The organism is Haloferula sp. A504, assembly GCF_044385805.1.
Classification (GTDB): domain Bacteria; phylum Verrucomicrobiota; class Verrucomicrobiia; order Verrucomicrobiales; family Akkermansiaceae; genus Haloferula.
In genome coordinates this window covers 13,183-30,371 of sequence record NZ_JBISBU010000015.1, presented here as the reverse complement: position 1 = coordinate 30,371, position 17,189 = coordinate 13,183, and the positions used below count along the sequence as shown (strand labels likewise).

Genomic DNA, 17,189 nt, shown 5'->3' with positions numbered 1-17,189 from the left:
TCCCCTTCGCCGAACGCAAGCCATTGCTGCTAAAAAAACAGCATTTGGCGTTGACCTTCGCCTCCTGAAGTGCTGTTTTCTTAGCAGCAATGAAACAGCACCGAAAGCGAATGTCGACCGAGAGCTCTGCCTCTGCAGAAGGGAGTCCGGGGAGGGTTGCAGGAATGGGAAACGGCCGGAACGGGGGCCGGAATGGGCCGCTCCGCCTCGCAGGCCTCGGCTTCACCGGGCGGAACGGGGGCCGGAACGGGGGCCGGAACGGGGGCCGGAATGGGGAACGAGGAGGGGAGCCGGGCGGGGAGCAGCGCGGGGAACGAAACGGGGAATGGCGCGATGAGTCGATGGTGGGGTGGGAGTGGAAAGGGCCGATGAGTCTTCTTGCCGGTCGTCTCCGCTTCGTGCTTCTGGCCCTTCCGGCGCTCTGGTGGAGTTCGTGCGCGACGGGTCCCGAGGGGGCGATGCCTTCAGTGTCGCCCGAAGCACCGCTGGCATCCGACGCCGTGATGCCGCTGAACGCGCCGATGCCCCCAGCGGAAGAGCGCCCCGGGCTGGCGACGAAGTACGGCGACGAGTTGCGCGACCCGATGGTCCGGCGGAGCTTCGTGAGGGCATCAAAGCAGCCAGTCGGGACGGACCGTATTTACTACAATGATCGTAGCGGAATCGAGGCGATGACCTCCCACCCCTACAAGACCGGCGGAACGCGTCAGGCCGCCGGGGGAATGGTGGAGTGGGGGATCAAGAGCGGATTCGGATACGCGACCTGCTACGAGTCGGGAGGAAAGCGCTTCGTGGTGGGTTCGCCTGGAAAGGCCTATTCAATCGTGGTGAAAAACCGTTGTCGCAGCCGGGTCGAGGTGGTCTTGAGCGTGGACGGGCTCGACGTGATGGACGGCAAGCCGGCGTCTTTCGCCAAGCGCGGCTACCTGATTGCGCCGGGTGATACGCTGGAGGTGAAGGGCTGGCGGAGCGGTTGGGATACGGTGGCCCGTTTCGAGTTCTCCAGCGTCGGGGCGTCCTACGCGAATCGACGTCATGGCGATACCCGGAATGTCGGCGTGATCGGACTGGCGGTGTTCGGAGAGAAGGGGGCCGATCCTTGGAAGTGGATGCCGGACGAGGTTGAGAGACGTGAGAGCGCGACACCGTTCGCCACGGCACCATGAACCTGCAATGGACCGTTGCAGAAGGGTCCGGAGCCAGGGGGCCGATGGATCCTCTTCAAGCCCCGAACGGGGCCTCGGCACTTGGCCCTGATCTTTATACACATCTCTCATCGGAAGGCTCCGTTACCTGTTGATCGTTAGTTATTTGAAATAATCGAATTCAAATCTGTACTTTTTTTTTAGGACTTCCCCAGAATCGGGTTGCGGCTGATGCCGTCGTCCGAATGTCCGAGAATATTGCCGATGAATTCAAGGGTGCCGATCTCAAGGATGGGCGGCTTCAAGAGCGCCTGCTGAAAGTCGTCTCCGCCCTTGCCGATGCCCCCGCCGCGAGCATCAGCGCTGCTTGCGGAGGTTGGGCGGAGATTGTCGGCGCACTCCGGCTGTTGCATTGCGACAAGGCGACGCCGGAGTCCCTGCTCGGCCCTCATCGGGAAGCCGTGACCCGCCGCTGCGCCGATCATGCATGCCTGATCGTCTCCCAAGATACCACCGAGTTGGATTTCACCCACATGGAGGCCACCGAAGGACTCGGCCCGCTCAACAGCGAGCAGCGTCGTGGCTTTTTCATGCACTCGCTCCATGTCGGATCCGAGCAAGGCCTGCCTCTGGGCATCCTCGATGCGGCAATCAACATCCGTGACGACGAGCATTTCCGCATCAATTCCAAGCGCAAGAAGCGCCCTATTGAGGAGAAGGAGAGTTACCGCTGGCTGGCGGGATACCGCAAGACCTGCGAACTGGCGCGCGCCCTGCCCGAAGGGCGCGAGGTTTTCTCGGTGAGCGACCGGGAAGGAGACATCCACGAAGTCTTCGAGGCGCGGCGCGAGGCCGCCGCGGCGGGCGGCGCGGCCGCCCACTGGCTGATCCGGGCCAATCAGGATCGGGCTCTGGTCGAGGTTGAAGGTGCCGGTCCGGCAAGGCTTTTCGCCGCCCTCGAGGCCGCCCCGGTCCTCGGTCATGTCGAGTTCGAAATCAGCGCGAAGATGTCGCGCGTGACCAAGAAGAAGGGTTCGCGGGTCTCCAACCCGCGGACCGCGAGGAGGGTGCGCCAGACCCTCCGCATGATGAAGATCACTCCTCGCCCGCCTCAACGACCCGGCGGAGGAAAGGTCGCGCCGGTGACTTTCTGGGCGATTCTTGCCGAAGAAGAGAACCCGCCGGAAGGACAGGATCCGCTCCGTTGGTTGCTGCTGACGAGCAAGCCGGTTGAGTCCTTCGAGGATGCCTGCCGGATGGTGAGGATCTATCTCCGGCGCTGGGATATCGAGGTTTTCCACCGGGTGCTCAAGACCGGGTGCCGTGTCGAGCGCATCCAGCTCAAGCAGGCCGATGCGTTGATCAGGGCATTGATGATCTACGTGGTGATCGCCTGGCGGATCCTTTACCTGACTCATCTGGGACGGCGTTGTCCGGAATTGCCGTGTGGCAGTGTGTTTGCTGAAGCGGAATGGAAGTCCGCGTGCGCGGTGGTCAAGCGCGACCCGCAAGCCGGGGAGCCGACCCTCGGGGAATTCATCGGCATCGTTGGGAAGCTTGGTGGCCACCCGGGGCGGAAGGGCGACGGTCCTCCCGGGCCGCAGAGAATCTGGGTCGGAATGGGACGGATAAGCGACTTCGCCTTGGCCTGGGAGACGATCCACGGGCGATGAGGGAGGGGGTCGGGGGCTGGCGGTCTTTGCAGACCGTCCGGTTTGGCGTGCCCGGATTGCAGGGCCGCGCCCCGGCCGCGGGAGAGGTGGATGGGCTGGAGGAGGCTCCAACCAGGACCACTTCCGAGTCCGCAAAAATTTACGACATTCTCCATCAACGGATCAACGAGATGTGTGTAAAGATCAGGGCCCGGGCAGGGGCTCGTCGGGGATCTCCTGCTCCGGGGTCTCCATCTCGCCGCGGGTGATCAGACACTGGGGCTGGAGTTGGTGGATCTGATCGCGGATGGCGGCGTTGTCGAAGGCGTCGAGGAAGGCGACATCGATGGGGCCGTAATGGGTGAACAGCTCCTGGATCTGCTTTTGGTTGTGGGCCAGCAGGCCGGGGTTGTTCGAAATGTCGGCGTAATCGGCCTTGCGCCGGATCACATGGCCCTGTTGGTGGAGGAACCAGAAGTCCTCGGGTGAAAAGTAGAAGCCGACTTTCATGCCGTGCTTGCGGCAGGCTTCCACATAGGGCTTGAGCAGGTCTTTTTTTTAGGGGGTGTTGACGATGGAAAAACCGGTGGTCTTGGTCGGCCACAGGCAGAAGCCGCTGTGGTGCTTGGTGCCCAGCACCAGGTATTTGAAGCCGCAGAGCTTCGCCAACTTGACCCACTGCTCGGGATCGTAGTGCGTGGGCTTGAAGTACTGCGGGAGCTCCTTGAAGTAACGCTCCACGTAGTCGTCGGAGGCCCCGACCAGGCTGTGGGAAATCACGCTGCCGAGTTCGGCATCGAGGCTCCAGTGGATGAACATGCCGACTCCCCAGTCCATGAATTCCTGCTCGCGGGCGGGATCGTTGCGGAGATCGCCGAGCGGCTGGGGCGGGACTCCCGGGGATGCGCCTGTGAGCGCCAGCGCAAGGCAAAGGGTGATGCTCAACAATCGTGATGTCTGCATGGCGTGTCTGTTTTAGCTCCAGGCCCGGCAATCACAAGCCTTGGCGGAAGGGGAGATGTCAGGCGGGCTCCCCGGGGAAGCGCAAGCCGGGTCAAGCGGGATGCGTGATTCCTCTGGATTCCTGGGTTGGATCTCATTGCAGTCGGGCCGGTGGTGGCTGCAGGCGCTGATTGTCGTATCGGTGCGAACGCGCATTTTTCATTGCATTGCTCATTGCCGACCACACCTCAAATCCACTATGTCTGTTGCCATGCGGAAGCTGCAGATTCTCACCGCCTCCGAGCAAGTGGCGGCCCACCTTCGTCAGGAAATCCTGCGTGGCATCTGGACGGGGACGATGCCGGGTGAGGACCGTCTGGTGGCCCGGCTCGGGGTCGGCCGCGACACCCTCAAGACCGCGGTCAAGTTGCTCGAGCAGGAAGGATGGCTGGTGCCACAGGGCAAGGGCCGGCGGCGACTCATTGTGTTGCCGGAAAGTGCCGCCACTCCACAGCTTCGGATCAGCATCCTCGCCTACGAGAAAGCCGATCGGCAGAGCATTCACGGCGAAGGCCTGCTACACGCGCTCCAAGAGGAAGGTCACGCGGTCCACTTCGCCGAGAAAGACCTGCACGATTTGAAAATGGACCCGAGACGGGTCGCCAGATTTGTGGGGGATCACCCAGCCGATGCGTGGGTGATCATCGCGGGGTCCTCAGCGGTGCTTCAGTGGTTCAGCGAGCAACCCTTTCCGTCCTTTGCGATTTTCGGGCGCTCCTCAGGCCTCAACATGGCCGGAGCCAGCCCCCGCAAGTCGCCCGCCATGATCGAGGGCCTGCGTCGTTTGGTCGAACTCGGCCACCGGCGGATCGTGCTGCTGGTGCGCGAAGAGCGCCGCAAACCCCACCCCGCCTTGGCCGAGGCGGAGTTCCTCGAGGAAATGGAACGCCTCGGCCTGCCCACTGGGCCCTACAATTTTCCGGATTGGGAGGACAGCAAGGATGGCTTCCTCCGCTGCCTCGACAGGCTGTTCGAACACACGCCCCCCACCGCGCTCTTCATCATCGAACCCAAACTCTACACCGCCGCCTTGCAGCACCTCGCCCAACGGGGCATCGCCGCGCCCCGGGATGTCTCACTGGTCTGTGACGAACTCGCACCCAGCTTTGAGTGGTGTGAGCCTTCAGTCTCCCACATCCGTTGGAAGTATGCTCCGCTGCTGCGCCGGGTGGCCAAATGGGCGTCACACGTCGCCCGCGGCAAACCGGACACCCGACTGAGCTACTTCAGCGCGAAGTTTATCGAGGGCGGAAGCATCGGGCCGGTGCCGAAAGGCAAGTGAGCGAGGCGGGTCCGATGGGGTAGGGAAGCTCTAAGAGATCCTGCCGGGAAAAGTTTCAGGACAAATCGGCCAGAGCCGCCGTGACGCATTGCTTCACCTCGGTCCATGTCGGCCCTGCCGGTGCCACTGGATCGGGTTCGCCCTCGGCGTCCTCGAACCACGCCAGGCTTCGAGCCGCCACGAAGCGATCGGTATTCGAATACTTGCGCTCGAAGAGGTCCAGCGCCTCCTCGAGGCCCCTTTCCTCGAGTATCCGGACCAAATCAAAGAAGTCCTTCTTCGATCCCCGGTTCGCGATGGCGTTGAGCTTCATTGCGGTGACGTCGGCGAGTGACAGCAAGCGGACTGCGCCAACCTGTTCCACCGGTTCAAGAAGTGGGTATCGATGCTGCAGGAACTCGATCTTGACCCCGCCACACTCAAGCGTGAGCGATCCCGACGACCGGCCAAGCACCATCGGCTCGTGCGGGAACGCGGCATCGAGAAGAAGGGCTTCCGGGGCGAACTCCTCCGTCGTGAAGAAATCGAGATCGACGGAGATCCGGTGGCCGAACCGGAGGGCGAGAGAAGTGCCTCCACCCAAGGCGAAGGTCTTCAGGAACGGCTCCGGCGCGAGCGTTTCCAGCAAGTCCCCGACCGCCTCCGGAACCGATTCGAAACGGAGCATGTCAGCAGGGATCCGAGGACGAAAGATAGGCACTCGCAAAGGCGGCAGCCCTGGGGTCAAGCGATCGAAGGCCCGAAGCAATCTCCGCGAGGCGAGGGCGACCGTAGGTCTCGACAAGGATCTTCCAGTCCCTCCAGCGGCCGTGTTCGAGCACCCGCTTGACCAGCCAGGCGGCGTGCCGCTCCAGATCGATCGCGGCCGGGTCGGTGTCCCAGAAGAGATGCCGAGAGAGTGGAAGCATGAAGCGATTCAACCATGGCACTCGCCGGAACTCAAGGCGCTGCATGCGTGCGGTCCGGCCTGAGGACGGTGCGGGGCTCGGCTGCCGGAGTTCTCTGCCCGGCCGGTTCATGCGCGAGGGGGCTCACGCGTCTCCTTGGCTTCCGAGTCAGACAGGAGTGTCTGCCCTCCCCTCAATCCACCGGCGGAACGCCCTCGTCGTAGACGTCGGTGGCGCCGGGGCCGGCATTGTCGGGCTCGAAGACGGATTCGGACGTGCCTTCATGCGTGCGCTTCAGCCGCAGCTCGCGGGGCTCGAAGCCGCGGACGTTGGCGGTGACGATGATCTCGCCCGGTTCGCGTTCCTCGTTCTTTTTGATCACGTCCTCGCCGGTCGTTGCCGTGAGGATCACACGGGCGAGGCCGTTGAAAGTCTTCACCGTGCGCGACTGGAACGGGTGGTGGCTGAGCGGATCACCGTTGTGGACGCCGAGGATGCGGGCGGGACCCTGGATGCGGATCGCAACCCAGCGCTCGCCCTTGGGATCGAAGTTCCCCTCGGCGTCCTCGACGCGCAGCGTGAGGTAGGCGAGCTCGCGCTTGCGGGGGTCGAGTTCGGTTTGGTCGGTTTCTAAGGCAAACTGCGCCGGAGGTCCGGCGGTGCGGATGGTGGTCGTGGCGATCTCGTCGCCATTCTTGCGGGCGACGGCCCTCAGTTCGCCGGGAGCGTAGGGGACCATCCACTCGAGGTGGTAGGGGTTTTCCTCGCCGAACTTCCGGATGCCCTGCGACTCGCCATTCAGGAAAAGCTCGGCCTCGTCGCCCGTGGTGTAGGCATGCACCGGAATCACGGTGCCTTCCTTGCCCGGCCAGTTCCAGTGGGGGAGGATGTGGATCATCGGCTGGTCGGTCCACTGGCTCTGGTAGAAGTAATAGGTGTCCTTGGGAAAGTTGCAGAGGTCGATGATGCCGAAATTGCCGAGCACCCGCGGCCAGCCGCCCGACTCGCCGATGTAGTCGAAGCCGGTCCAACGGAACTCGCCGAGGACGTAGGGCAGGGTCTTCGTCAGGTGCCACGAGTCGCGGGCATTGATGCGCACGCCGGCGTTGTCGTAGGACGACTCATACCAGGCGTCGGTCTCGGGAAAGACCTCGGTTTCGGTCAGGTTGGGCGTCTGGTGTTCCTTCTCCCGGTAGTTGGTGTGGGTGCGGTACTCGCCGCGGGTCTGAAGCGAGTGCGGCACCTCGGAGGCGTAGATAATGCGGTCGGGGAAGCGCTCGTGGTCCTTCTCGTAGAGGAAGCAGGAGCCGCCACCGCCGTTGTAGCCGACGATGTCGAGGTGATCAAGGAAGCCGGTCTCGTTGGCGGTGTGGATGTGGTTGATGCCGGCGGTGATGGGACGGGTGGGATCGGTCTTCCTGGCGAGGGTGACGACTTTCTGCACCGTTTCGAGTTCTCCGTATTTCTGGGCCTCGGGCACCTCGTTGGCGATGCTCCACATGATCACGCAGGGGTGGTTGCGGTCGCGCCTGAGGTGATCGACGAGGTCGCATTCCCACCACTCGGTGAAGTAGCGGTTGTAGCCGTTGCGCGCCTTGCCGCGGTCGTTCGGGCTGGAGACGAGTTGGCCGTCCTCGAAGTTCCAGCCGCGCCGCCACTCGTCGAAGGTTTCGTCGATGACGAGGAAGCCCATCTCGTCGGCCATCCGCATGAACTCCGGCGAGTGCGGGTAGTGGGCGGTGCGCAGGGCGTTGACCCCCATGTCCTTGAGCATCTCCATGCGGCGACGGAGGGCCTCGTCCCACAGTGCGGTGCCGAGCGGGCCGAGGTCCTGGTGGTTGCACATGCCGCGCATGATGACGGGCTCGCCGTTCACGAAGAGGCCCTTTTCGCGGTCGAAGCGCAGCGTGCGGACACCGAGCGGGCTGTGGTGGATGTCGTGCACCTTGTTCCCGGTCTTCAAGGTCGTGCGAACCGTGTAGAGGTTGGGTGCGTCGGGTGACCAGAGTCGGGGCCGGGGCAGTGACAGCGTCTGAGTGGTAGTCGTCCGCTTGGCACCTTTCACCAGCAGCTGCTGGGTGTCGGTCGCGACCACTTCGCCATCGGCCGAGAGGATTTCCTGAGTGAGACCCATCCGGCGGTCGCCGGGCGGGCCCTTGTCGATGGTGGTATCGATCGCGACCGTGGCGACCTCGTCGGTGACCTCCGGGGTGCGGACGTAGGTGCCCCAGTGGTCGACCCGGATCGGATCGGTATGGGTCAGCCAGACGTGGCGGTAGATGCCCGCGCCGCCATACCAGCGGGCGGAGGGCTGGAGAGAGTCGTCGACTCTCACGGCGATCACGTTGCGGCCGCCGAAGTCGATGTGCGGGGTCAGCTCATACTGGACGCCGATGTAGCCGTAGGGACGTTTGCCGAGACGCTGGCCGTTGATCCAGACCTCGCCGTTCATGTAGATGCCGTCGAACTCGATGAACAGTCGCCGCCCTTCGAGATCGGCAGGCACCTTGAAGGCCTTGCGGTACCAGCCGATGCCGGCGGGGAGGTAGCCGCCCGGGGCACCGGCTGGGGCGTCGGGATCAAAGGGGCCCTCGACGCTCCAGTCGTGGGGCAGGTCGAGCTGGCGCCAGTCCGAAGCATCGAAGTCCGCTTGCTCGGCGCCTTCCAGGTCGCCCTTGAAGAAGGACCAGCCGGGATCGAAGCATTCGCGACTGCGGGTGGTGTCGGCGGCGGCGATGCTTGCGAAGACGAGCAGGGCGGCGAAGAGGGAGTGGAGCGGGGACATCATGAGCTTGGAACTGACAGGAGCGCCGCCGGGACGGATCCGCCGGACGCCGCCCCTATTACATGAGCAGGAGACGCGGGCATTCGCAAAATCGAAGAAAATCCCCGCCGCCGCGGGCTGGGCAGAGCACCGGATCTCAGAGGGCGCTCTTGCGGATCACGAGTTGCCTTTCAACCCCGGGCTCGAGCGTCAGCTCGAGGCCTTCGATGAGGCTGGTGCCGGGGTGGGTCGCCTGTTGTCCGGTGGCGGGGTCCTCGACGACGTAGCGGGCATCCGGTTCGACCGTGAACCACTCGGGCATGGTGTTCATGCGCGGCCAGTCCTTTGAAAAGCCCATCCCGAGGCGGTGGCGGGGCTTGTCGAAGACCAGCCGTCCGGTCCATGCCTTGTCGGACTTCACCACCACGGTCAGGCCATCCTCCTGCTGGCTCGCGCCGAGTTGCAGTCCCTGCTGCCACGGGTGGGCGGTGGTGCCGCGGGTGTGCATCATGGCATGCTGCAGGACGGTGCGGACGCCGTTCGACTCGAGCTTCATGGTGCCCCAGAGGTGATCCTCGTCCGCGACCTTCACGAGATGCTTCGCGCTCTGGTCGTCGGCCCAGGCGATCGCCTCGGGAACCGGCAGGCGGTTTATCAGGTAGAGACCGCCTTCGATCGAGTCGGCGAAGCCGTCGATGGAGTTCCCCTCCCAGCGGTAGTCCTGATAAAGGGGCTTGGAAAGGTTTGCGAGGGTCCGCTCGACGGCCGGCTGATAGATTGTCTCGCCGGTGGCCATGTCGAAGCACAGGTAGGCGACGTAGTTGTAGCCCCAGCCGTCGCTCAACGGCCCCTTCTTCTGGTCGAGGGCGTTGAACATCATGCCGTCCTCGTTGGTGCCGCGCTCGAGGATCTCGTCGAACATGCGGCGGAGGTGGGGCCGGTAGGCGGCCGCCTTTTCCGGGCGGTGGACCGTTTCGACCGCGAACAGCAGCCCGAGCCCGCCGATGATCTCGCAGCCGTGGTCGCGCAGACGGGTGGGCAGGAAGTCGCCACCGAGCAGGTAGTGGTCGGCAAGGCGCTCGGCCCAGTCGAGGTATTTCACCTCACCGGTCGCGGTGAAGAGCCGGACGAGTGCCTGGATCTGCTCGCCGTTGGCCTCGAGGTTCCCGGTGGGGATCTTACCGTAATCGGTGTCGACGTCGGCGTGCTTCCAGATGTCGTCTTCGATGGCCCGCATCCGCTCGAACCACGGGTTGTCCCGGCCGGCGACCTCGACGATCGCGATCAGACCGTCCTTCACGTATTCCGAGGCGGCGAAGATCAGGTCGTCCTTGCTGCGGATTTGCTTTTCAAGCGTCGCGGGGTTCACCGCGGTCGGGATGCGGTCGAGGTGGTTGCAGATCCGCTGCTCGGCCTCGAGGACGCCGAGGATGGGTCCGTCGATCTTTTCGCGGTCGGTGTACCACGCCGCCCAGAAGAGGAAGGGGTAGGTGTCGGCGGCCGCGTCGTCGTAGTTCCACAGCGACGACCGGTAGCGGCCGCTGCCGGAGGTGTGGGAGATGTAGAGCCCGGTCTTCGGGTCGATCTTCGGCAGCGCCTTCTCGTGGAGCCAGCACTGGACCTTGCTCAGCGAGCGCCCGGCGATCTCTGCCGAGGCGCGGGCCCGGGCGATGGCATCGTCGGGCGTCGCGGGTGGAGTCGATGGCCCGGCGAGGGCAGATGAGGCGCAGGCAAAAAGGAGCAAGGGGATGGTCCGGGCAGTCATGGTGCTGGCATGGCTACGCCACCGGGCCGCCGGATCCTTCGGAACTCAACGTTCGCCCTTCTTCCGAGCGGCTGTCTTCTGGCGCCAGTAGGGGTTGATGTCGTAGCGGGACTTGTCCGCGAGCGGGGCTGGCTTCGTCGGGCGTGCCTGCGACAAGGCCTTTTTGAGGGCCTCCGAGGCGGGCCGGTCGGCGAGGTTGGTCCATTCGTTCGGATCGTTGCGCAGGTCGTAGAGTTCCTCCGAGCCGTCCTCGTAGACGATGTAGCGGTGGGATCGGTTGCGGATCGAGACGTTCCCGGCTCCGTAGGAGGTCACGGCGAGGTGGGGCCAGTCGGCTTCCGGATCTTCCAGCAGCGGGACGAGGCTGTGGCCGTCGTTTTGCGGATTCGGTGGCAGTCCGCACAGCTCGAGCAGCGTCGGGTAGAGATCGAGGAGCTGGACCGGAGCGTCGCAGCGCCGCCTGCCCGCGATGCCGGGAGCCCGGATGATGAGCGGCACATGCGTGTCGCGCTCCCAGATCGCCTGCTTGGCGAAGCGGTTCTTCTCACCGAGGTGGTAGCCGTGGTCCGACCACAGGACGACGACCGTGCGGTCCGCCCGTCCGCTTTCCTCAAGGGCGTCCAGAACCTTGCCGACCTGGGCGTCGACGAAGGTCACGCAGGCGAGGTAGGCTTGGAGCATGGCTTTCCATTCTCCGTGGGCGATTGCCCATTCGGTGGTGGGCATCATCGGGACCTCGGCCACTTTCCTCGCCATGGCCGGGACGTCGTCCATGTCATCGGCACGATAGGGAGGAGTTTCGATGTCGGCGACTGGATGCTTCGCGAACCATTTCGCCGGCACATACCAGGGCACGTGCGGGCGCACGAAGCCGGCGGCGAGAAACAGCGGTTGGTTGCGATCCGATCGGAGCTGGGCCATGGCGTAGGCCGCCGTCTTGAAATCCGGCATCTGGGCGTCGCGCTCGGGGTAGGCGGCCCAGTCGGTCTGGGTGTTTCTCTCGAGCCCCATCGCCTTCGGGTCCCACTTGAAGCGCTTCTTCGGCTTTGGGCCCATGTTGGTGCCGTGTCCGAATTCGTCGAAGGTGCGTGCCGCGTCGCCCTTGTGGTAGATCTTGCCGGCGCCGCGGGTCGTGTAGCCGTGGTTCTCGAAGTAGTCGGGGAGGAACACGGCCCGGCGGGTTGCCGGGTTGGCGTTGCGGATGTCGCGATCGTCGATTTGCAGGTAGATGCCGCTCGTTGTGGGGGCGAGGCCGGTCATGATCGAGGCCCGCGACGGCCCGCAGATCGGCGCCTGGCAGTGGGCGTTGGTGAAAAGCACGCCCTCGCCGGCGAGGCGGTCGATGTTCGGCGTGAGCGCCTGCGGGTGGCCACCGAGGCAGCCGACCCAGTCGTTGAGGTCGTCGATGGCAATGAAGAGCACTTCTGGTGGACTGGCGGCCACCGCGCCGGTGTGGAGGGTGACCGCCGTGATCGCTCCGTGAAGCCAGGTTCTCATGGCGGGAGTCTCGCGATTTCGGCCGACAAGGGAAGAGCGGGCCGGGAATCGCGCTTGCCATACCGTGTATGGCATGAAGATGACCATGCACATCGACGAGGCCTTGTTGGCAAGGGTCATGGAAAAGTACGGCTTGGAGACCAAGACGGACGCGGTCCATTTCGCGTTGAATGAGTTGGACCGGAAGGCGCGGCTGAAGGCGATGTTGAAGGACGGCCTCGGCCTGCCCGCCGAGGAATGGAAGGATGCGGTTTACGAGGACTACGACCCGGTGAAGTTGCGCGTCGCTGAAGACCCGAAGGCTTATGAGGCGCCTCGTCCTGATTGATTCGAGCGTCTACATCGAAGTGATCCGGGCTGGGCTCGATCCGGTGGCCGAGATCGGTCGGCGCTACAGTCTCGACGATGTCGTCAGCTGCGGAGTGGTGAAAGCGGAGGTGCTGCGAGGGATCAAGGGCCCAAGGCGGCTTGAGGCCATGCAGTGCTTCTTTGCGGTGACCCAGACGGTCGCGACTTCGGGGAGTCTTTGGGATGAGGTCTGGCAGCTGGCATGGCAACTCGATCGCGAGAGCCGGGTGTTGCCCTTGCAGGACGTGGTCATCGCCTGCTGTGCCCGCCGGGTTGGTGCGGCGGTGATGACGCGGGACGCGCACTTTCGGGAAGTGCCCGGCTTGGAGGTGATTGAGCCGTGACTCCCGCTAGCAGCCGGTGATGCCGGAAATGGGGCATGACATGGGGAGCTTCGGGTGGTGGGGATTCTCCACCCGCAAAGCATGGCACCCCTGCCGGGGTGCGGGGTGTTTCGGGCTTTCTTCCCCGGGGTGGTTCCCCCGCGTTCGCGGGGTCGACCCCGGGCTACCGAAATGCGACGCCTCCGGCGTCAGATGATGGTAGCCGGTGGTTGAGCCCGCTTCTGCGGGCGATACCACCGGGTCCGGAAGGTTGGGGATTTGCACGCCGGAGGCGTGCCATGAAGCGGGGTGCTTCGGGCTTTTCTCCATGACAAGCGGGACTGAGAGCCGAAATAGTTCTCACTCCAGGAACTCACCCACATTCTCCTTCGTCACCAACTGGAAGGGGATGAAGGTTTCCTTTTCGACGGTCTCACCCTTGCTCAGGGCGATGGCGGCCTGGAGGGCGGCGCGGGCCTGACCCTTGCCGTCCTGGAAGACGGTGGCGTCGAGGCGGCCGTCCTTGACCGCCTGCAGGGCGTCGCCGATGGCGTCGACGCCGACGACGAGGATGTCGTCCTTCTTTCCGGCACGCTCGATCGCGAGCAGCGCGCCCATCGCCATCTCGTCGTTCTGGGCGAAGACGGCATCGACCTCGTCGCCGTAGGACTGGAGCCAGTTCTCCATGAGCGTGACCGCCTTGGCGCGGTCCCATTCGGCGGTCTGGGCTGCGATGAGCTTGAGTTCCGGGTGCTGGGCGAGCACTTCGCGGGCTCCGGCATCGCGCTTGATCTGGGCGGCCTGGCCCATGTAGCCGTGCATCATCAGGACGCCGCCCTCGCCACCGAGCTTCTCGGCGATGAAGGCCATCGCCAGCCGCCCGCTTTCCTCGTCGCGCGAACCGACGAAGGCGTCGGGCACGGCGGTGGTTTCGGAGTTCACATTGACGATGGGAATGCCGGCGGCCTGCGCCCGCTCGACCGCCGGGGAACTGGCCTCGAGTTCACAGGGGTTGAGCACGACGGCATCGACCCCCTGGGCGATGAAGTTCTCGACCTGCTGGATCTGGCGGCTGGCATCGCGCTGGGCGTCGTTGATGATGAGGCGCACGCCCTGGGCCTCGGCCTCCTCCTCGAGGGCGCCCTCGATGGTGACGATGAACTCGTTGGCGAGGTTGAGCAGCGAGACGCCGACGACGGGACGGGTGTCGTCGGCGTTGGGGTCGCATCCGGCGAGCAGGGCGCCGGTTCCGAGGAGCGCGAGGGTTTTGAAAAGACGTTTCATTTCGAGTGTTTTCGATCGAGCCAGACGGCGCCGACGATGATGGCGCCCTTGACGATCTGCTGGTAGTAAGGAGAGACGTTCATGAGGTCGAGTCCGTTCCCGATCACGCCCATCAGCAGGGCCCCGAGAATGGTGCCGCCGATGGTGCCGATGCCGCCGGAGAGGCTGGTGCCGCCGATCACCACCGCGGCGATCGCGTCGAGCTCGTAGGCGACGCCGGCGTTCGGCTGTCCGGTGGTGATCCGGGCCGCCAGCATCACGCCGGCAAGGCCGGTGAGCGCGCCGCAGATCGTGTAGGCGAACATCTTGACGCGACCGACGTGGATGCCGGCGGCGTGGGCGGCGTTCTCGTTGCCGCCGACGGCGTAGATGTGGCGGCCGATGCGGGTGTACTTGAGCACCCACCAGGCGGCGACGGCGACGACCGCCAGCATGATGGCGGGCACCGGGATGCCCCACAGATCTCCGGCGAGCGCCTTCATCTCGTCGCTCATGTTGGAAACCGGTCGGCCGCCGCTGGCAACCAGCGCGAGCCCGCGGGCGACGGTCATCATCCCGAGCGTGGCGATGAAGGGGGCGACCTTGCCCCAGGTCACGACACCGCCATTCACCGCGCCGCAGCCGATGCCGACCAGCACGCCCATCGCGACGGGCACGAAGACGGGGTAGTCCCCCGGGTGGGCGAAATGGGCGGCGACCACCCCGGCTAGAGCGACCACCGAGCCGAGCGAGAGGTCGACCCCGGCGGTGAGCAGGACGAAGGTCACGCCGACGGCGAGCATGCCGTTGATCGAGATCTGGCGGACGACGTTGAGCAGGTTCGCCGAGCTGAGGAAATGCGGCCGCAGGATGGCCAGGATGGTGACCGTGAGGACCAGCGCGATCAGCAGGCCGAAGCGGCTGCGCCAATCGGACGGGATGCGGGAGAGGGCGGGCATTTCAGCAGTTCTGCGGGAGGGGGCGGCTACCAGATTCGTCGTACTCCGTAGGCGTCGAAGCTGCGATCCGGGCTGATGATGTCCAAACCACGCTCAAGACTCTGGGCAACGAGCATCCGATCGAACGGATCCCGATGATGGAAGGGGAGATCCTGGATTCTCCGACAATCCTCGGGCTCTACTTCCAGCCGGGTCGCACGCAGTTCTTGCAGCGCCACGGGGAAGCAAACCTGCCAGTCATACGGAATCTCGAGGTCGCGATATCCACCGACCGACATCTTGATGCCGATTTCCCAGAGATTTATCGCCGAGTAGTGGAGAGCAAGTCCCCGGCCCTGAAGAACGTCCCTGGCGATCGCAGAGAGTTTCTTTGGGGCAAGCAAGACGCGCAAAACGGCGACGGTGTCCAGGAGCGCCGAGGTCATTGGTCCTCAGGATCGCACTTTTCGACCTCGGCGTAGAAGTCGTCCTCAATCTGCTTGTTGAGGGCAGGATCTTCGAAACCATCGATCTGGAAATTCAGATGGGCCAGGGCACCCAGTTTCCGTGGAGCATCCTTCGGCTCTTCCTTCACCAGTCGCACCACCGGCTTGTCCCGCCGCGCAATGATGACCTCTTCCCCCCGCTCGACCGCCGAGATCAGCTTGGAGAGGTGCGTCTTCGCTTCGTGGATAGTGACTTGCATGCGGCCAATTTAGTCAACTTGACTAAGTTTGTCAATTTGTAGGTTATCAGACCGGGATGGCATGCCTGAGGATTTCCTCCTGGGTGGTTTGGCCCGGATCGAGGCGGGCGGTGATTTTGCCCTCGCGCATGACGAGGATCCGGTCGCTCATGGCGAGCAACTCCGGCAGCTCGGAGGAAACGAGGAGGACCGTGGTGCCCTTGCGGGTGAGGTCGCGGATGATCTGATAGACCTCGGACTTCGCCGCGACATCGATGCCGCGGGTCGGTTCGTCGAGGATGACGATGGAGGGGCCGGCCATCATGGTCCGGGCGATGACCGCCTTCTGCTGGTTGCCGCCGCTGAGCTGGCCGATCTTCTGCCGCGGGGTGCACTTGATGCCGAACTGGTCGACCGCTTCTCCGGCCATCGCCATCTCGCGGCGTGGCGAGATCACCGGGCCACGGCAAGCCTCGCGCAGGGCGGCGAGGGTGACGTTCTGGGCGACGGGAAGCTCGGGGATGATGCCGTAGTCCTTCCGGTCCTCGGTGACCATGCCGATGCCGAGCCGGATCGCACCGGCGGGTTCGCGAATGCGCACCGGCACCCCGCCGACTTCGATCACCCCGCGCTCGGCCGGTGCGAGCCCGAAGATGGCGGATACCACCTCGCTGCGGCCGGCTCCCATGAGGCCCGCCAGGCCGAGCACCTCACCCTTGCGGACTTCGAAGCTGATGTCGTGGTAGTCGCCCCGCCGTCCGAGGCCGGAAACGGAAAGCACCACCTCTACGCCCACCGGGTGGGACGTGTCGGACTGATCCAGCAGTTCGCGCCCGACCATCAGCGAGATCAATTGCTTCCCGTCGAGTTCGTCGGCGGGTCGCGTGGCGACGTGTTTGCCGTCGCGCAGCACCGTGATCCGGTCGGCGATGCGCGACACCTCATCCATCTTGTGGGTGATGTAGATGGCGCCGACGCCGCGCGCGCGCAGCTTGTCGATGGCGGCGAAGAGCGCGCTGACTTCGCGGTCCGAGATTGCCGCCGTCGGCTCGTCCATGATCACGATCGAGGCGTCGCTGCCGATGGCGCGGGCGATCTCGACGGTCTGCATGCCGGCCACGCTGAGTTCCTTCATCGGGCGCGACACCGGCAGCCCCATGTCGAGCACCTCCAGCAGCCGCCTCGACTCGGTTGCCATCTTCTTCCGGTCGATGGTGCCCGGGATCCGTCCTCTGGGCTCGCGGCCGAGCATCAGGTTCTCGGCCACGCTCATTTCCGGCACCGGCATCAGCTCCTGGTGGATCATCGCGATGCCGTGTTGCATCGCCTCGTGTGGGTTGGAAAAGCGGACGCTTTCCCCGCGCAGCCGGACCTCGCCCTCGTCCGGCGTCAGCAGCCCGGCGAGGATCTTCATCAAGGTCGACTTGCCGGCGCCGTTCTCACCCATGAGGGCGTGGACCTCGCCGGGGCGAAGGTCGAAATCGACCGCCTGCAGCGCGTGCACGCCGCCGAAGGACTTGCTCACGCCCCGGGCCTCGAGCAGCGGTGGCTCGTTATTCGACGGATCGGGTGACTCCGGCGGCATGGCGGAATTTCTCCAGCCGGGTCCGGATTGTCGATGCATTCTCCGCGTCCCTG

15 protein-coding genes and 1 pseudogene are annotated in these 17,189 nt (G+C 64.6%); 5 read left to right on the top strand and 11 right to left on the bottom strand.

What is annotated here, in order from left to right; translation table 11 throughout:
* Positions 1-368: 368 nt before the first annotated feature.
* Positions 369-1,166, top strand: a complete 798-nt coding sequence (locus ACG2LG_RS09475) for a hypothetical protein (protein WP_396258431.1) — start codon at positions 369-371, stop codon at positions 1,164-1,166.
* Between the two features lie 224 nt (positions 1,167-1,390).
* Positions 1,391-2,818, top strand: coding sequence for an IS4 family transposase (locus tag ACG2LG_RS09470; protein ID WP_396258429.1), 1,428 nt, complete (start codon positions 1,391-1,393; stop codon positions 2,816-2,818).
* Positions 2,819-3,001: 183 nt separating this feature from the next.
* On the opposite strand, the pseudogene ACG2LG_RS09465 reads toward ACG2LG_RS09470, so the two are convergent.
* Positions 3,002-3,760 (bottom strand): annotated as a pseudogene (locus ACG2LG_RS09465) (alpha-L-fucosidase).
* A 250-nt stretch (positions 3,761-4,010) separates the two neighbouring features.
* Between ACG2LG_RS09465 and ACG2LG_RS09460 the strand changes: the two are divergent.
* Complete coding sequence (locus ACG2LG_RS09460) at positions 4,011-5,081, top strand: substrate-binding domain-containing protein (RefSeq protein ID WP_396258427.1); 1,071 nt, start codon at positions 4,011-4,013, stop codon at positions 5,079-5,081.
* A 55-nt stretch (positions 5,082-5,136) separates the two neighbouring features.
* Here the strand turns inward: ACG2LG_RS09460 and ACG2LG_RS09455 are convergent, their stop codons facing one another.
* From ACG2LG_RS09455 to ACG2LG_RS09435, 5 genes are all read right to left on the bottom strand, one after another.
* Entirely contained in the window at positions 5,137-5,748 is a 612-nt protein-coding gene (locus tag ACG2LG_RS09455) for a nucleotidyl transferase AbiEii/AbiGii toxin family protein (protein WP_396258425.1), read from the bottom strand.
* 1 nt (position 5,749) lies between these two features.
* On the bottom strand, positions 5,750-5,989 hold the full coding sequence (locus ACG2LG_RS09450) for a DUF6922 domain-containing protein (protein WP_396258423.1): 240 nt from the start codon (positions 5,987-5,989) through the stop codon (positions 5,750-5,752).
* Between the two features lie 172 nt (positions 5,990-6,161).
* On the bottom strand, positions 6,162-8,756 hold the full coding sequence (locus ACG2LG_RS09445; protein ID WP_396258422.1) for a glycoside hydrolase family 2 TIM barrel-domain containing protein: 2,595 nt from the start codon (positions 8,754-8,756) through the stop codon (positions 6,162-6,164).
* A 133-nt stretch (positions 8,757-8,889) separates the two neighbouring features.
* Positions 8,890-10,497 carry a hypothetical protein gene (locus ACG2LG_RS09440; protein WP_396258420.1) on the bottom strand — a complete coding sequence of 536 codons (1,608 nt, stop codon included), beginning with the start codon at positions 10,495-10,497 and terminating at the stop codon, positions 8,890-8,892.
* Between the two features lie 45 nt (positions 10,498-10,542).
* Positions 10,543-11,994, bottom strand: coding sequence for a sulfatase (locus ACG2LG_RS09435; RefSeq protein WP_396258418.1), 1,452 nt, complete (start codon positions 11,992-11,994; stop codon positions 10,543-10,545).
* A 73-nt stretch (positions 11,995-12,067) separates the two neighbouring features.
* On the opposite strand from ACG2LG_RS09435, the gene ACG2LG_RS09430 reads away from it, so the two are divergent.
* Entirely contained in the window at positions 12,068-12,322 is a 255-nt protein-coding gene (locus ACG2LG_RS09430) for a type II toxin-antitoxin system VapB family antitoxin (protein WP_396258416.1), read from the top strand.
* On the top strand, positions 12,300-12,686 hold the full coding sequence (locus tag ACG2LG_RS09425) for a PIN domain-containing protein (protein ID WP_396258414.1): 387 nt from the start codon (positions 12,300-12,302) through the stop codon (positions 12,684-12,686). The genes ACG2LG_RS09430 and ACG2LG_RS09425 overlap by 23 nt, the downstream gene beginning before the upstream one ends.
* Before the next feature lie 339 nt (positions 12,687-13,025).
* On the opposite strand, the gene ACG2LG_RS09420 is transcribed toward ACG2LG_RS09425, so the two are convergent.
* Genes ACG2LG_RS09420 through ACG2LG_RS09400 form a run of 5 tightly spaced genes read right to left on the bottom strand, consistent with a single transcriptional unit; the run spans position 13,026 to position 17,136 of the window.
* Positions 13,026-13,949, bottom strand: coding sequence for a sugar ABC transporter substrate-binding protein (locus tag ACG2LG_RS09420; protein WP_396258412.1), 924 nt, complete (start codon positions 13,947-13,949; stop codon positions 13,026-13,028).
* A complete protein-coding gene (locus ACG2LG_RS09415) occupies positions 13,946-14,887 on the bottom strand; it encodes an ABC transporter permease (protein ID WP_396258410.1) in 942 nt (313 codons plus the stop codon). Before ACG2LG_RS09415 ends, ACG2LG_RS09420 begins: the two co-directional genes overlap by 4 nt.
* 26 nt (positions 14,888-14,913) lie before the next feature.
* A complete protein-coding gene (locus tag ACG2LG_RS09410) occupies positions 14,914-15,312 on the bottom strand; it encodes a type II toxin-antitoxin system VapC family toxin (RefSeq protein WP_396258409.1) in 399 nt (132 codons plus the stop codon).
* Positions 15,309-15,572: a type II toxin-antitoxin system Phd/YefM family antitoxin gene (locus tag ACG2LG_RS09405; RefSeq protein ID WP_396258407.1), complete on the bottom strand. Its 264-nt coding sequence runs from the start codon at positions 15,570-15,572 to the stop codon at positions 15,309-15,311. Before ACG2LG_RS09405 ends, ACG2LG_RS09410 begins: the two co-directional genes overlap by 4 nt.
* Before the next feature lie 46 nt (positions 15,573-15,618).
* Positions 15,619-17,136: a sugar ABC transporter ATP-binding protein gene (locus ACG2LG_RS09400; RefSeq protein ID WP_396258405.1), complete on the bottom strand. Its 1,518-nt coding sequence runs from the start codon at positions 17,134-17,136 to the stop codon at positions 15,619-15,621.
* Positions 17,137-17,189: the final 53 nt, after the last annotated feature.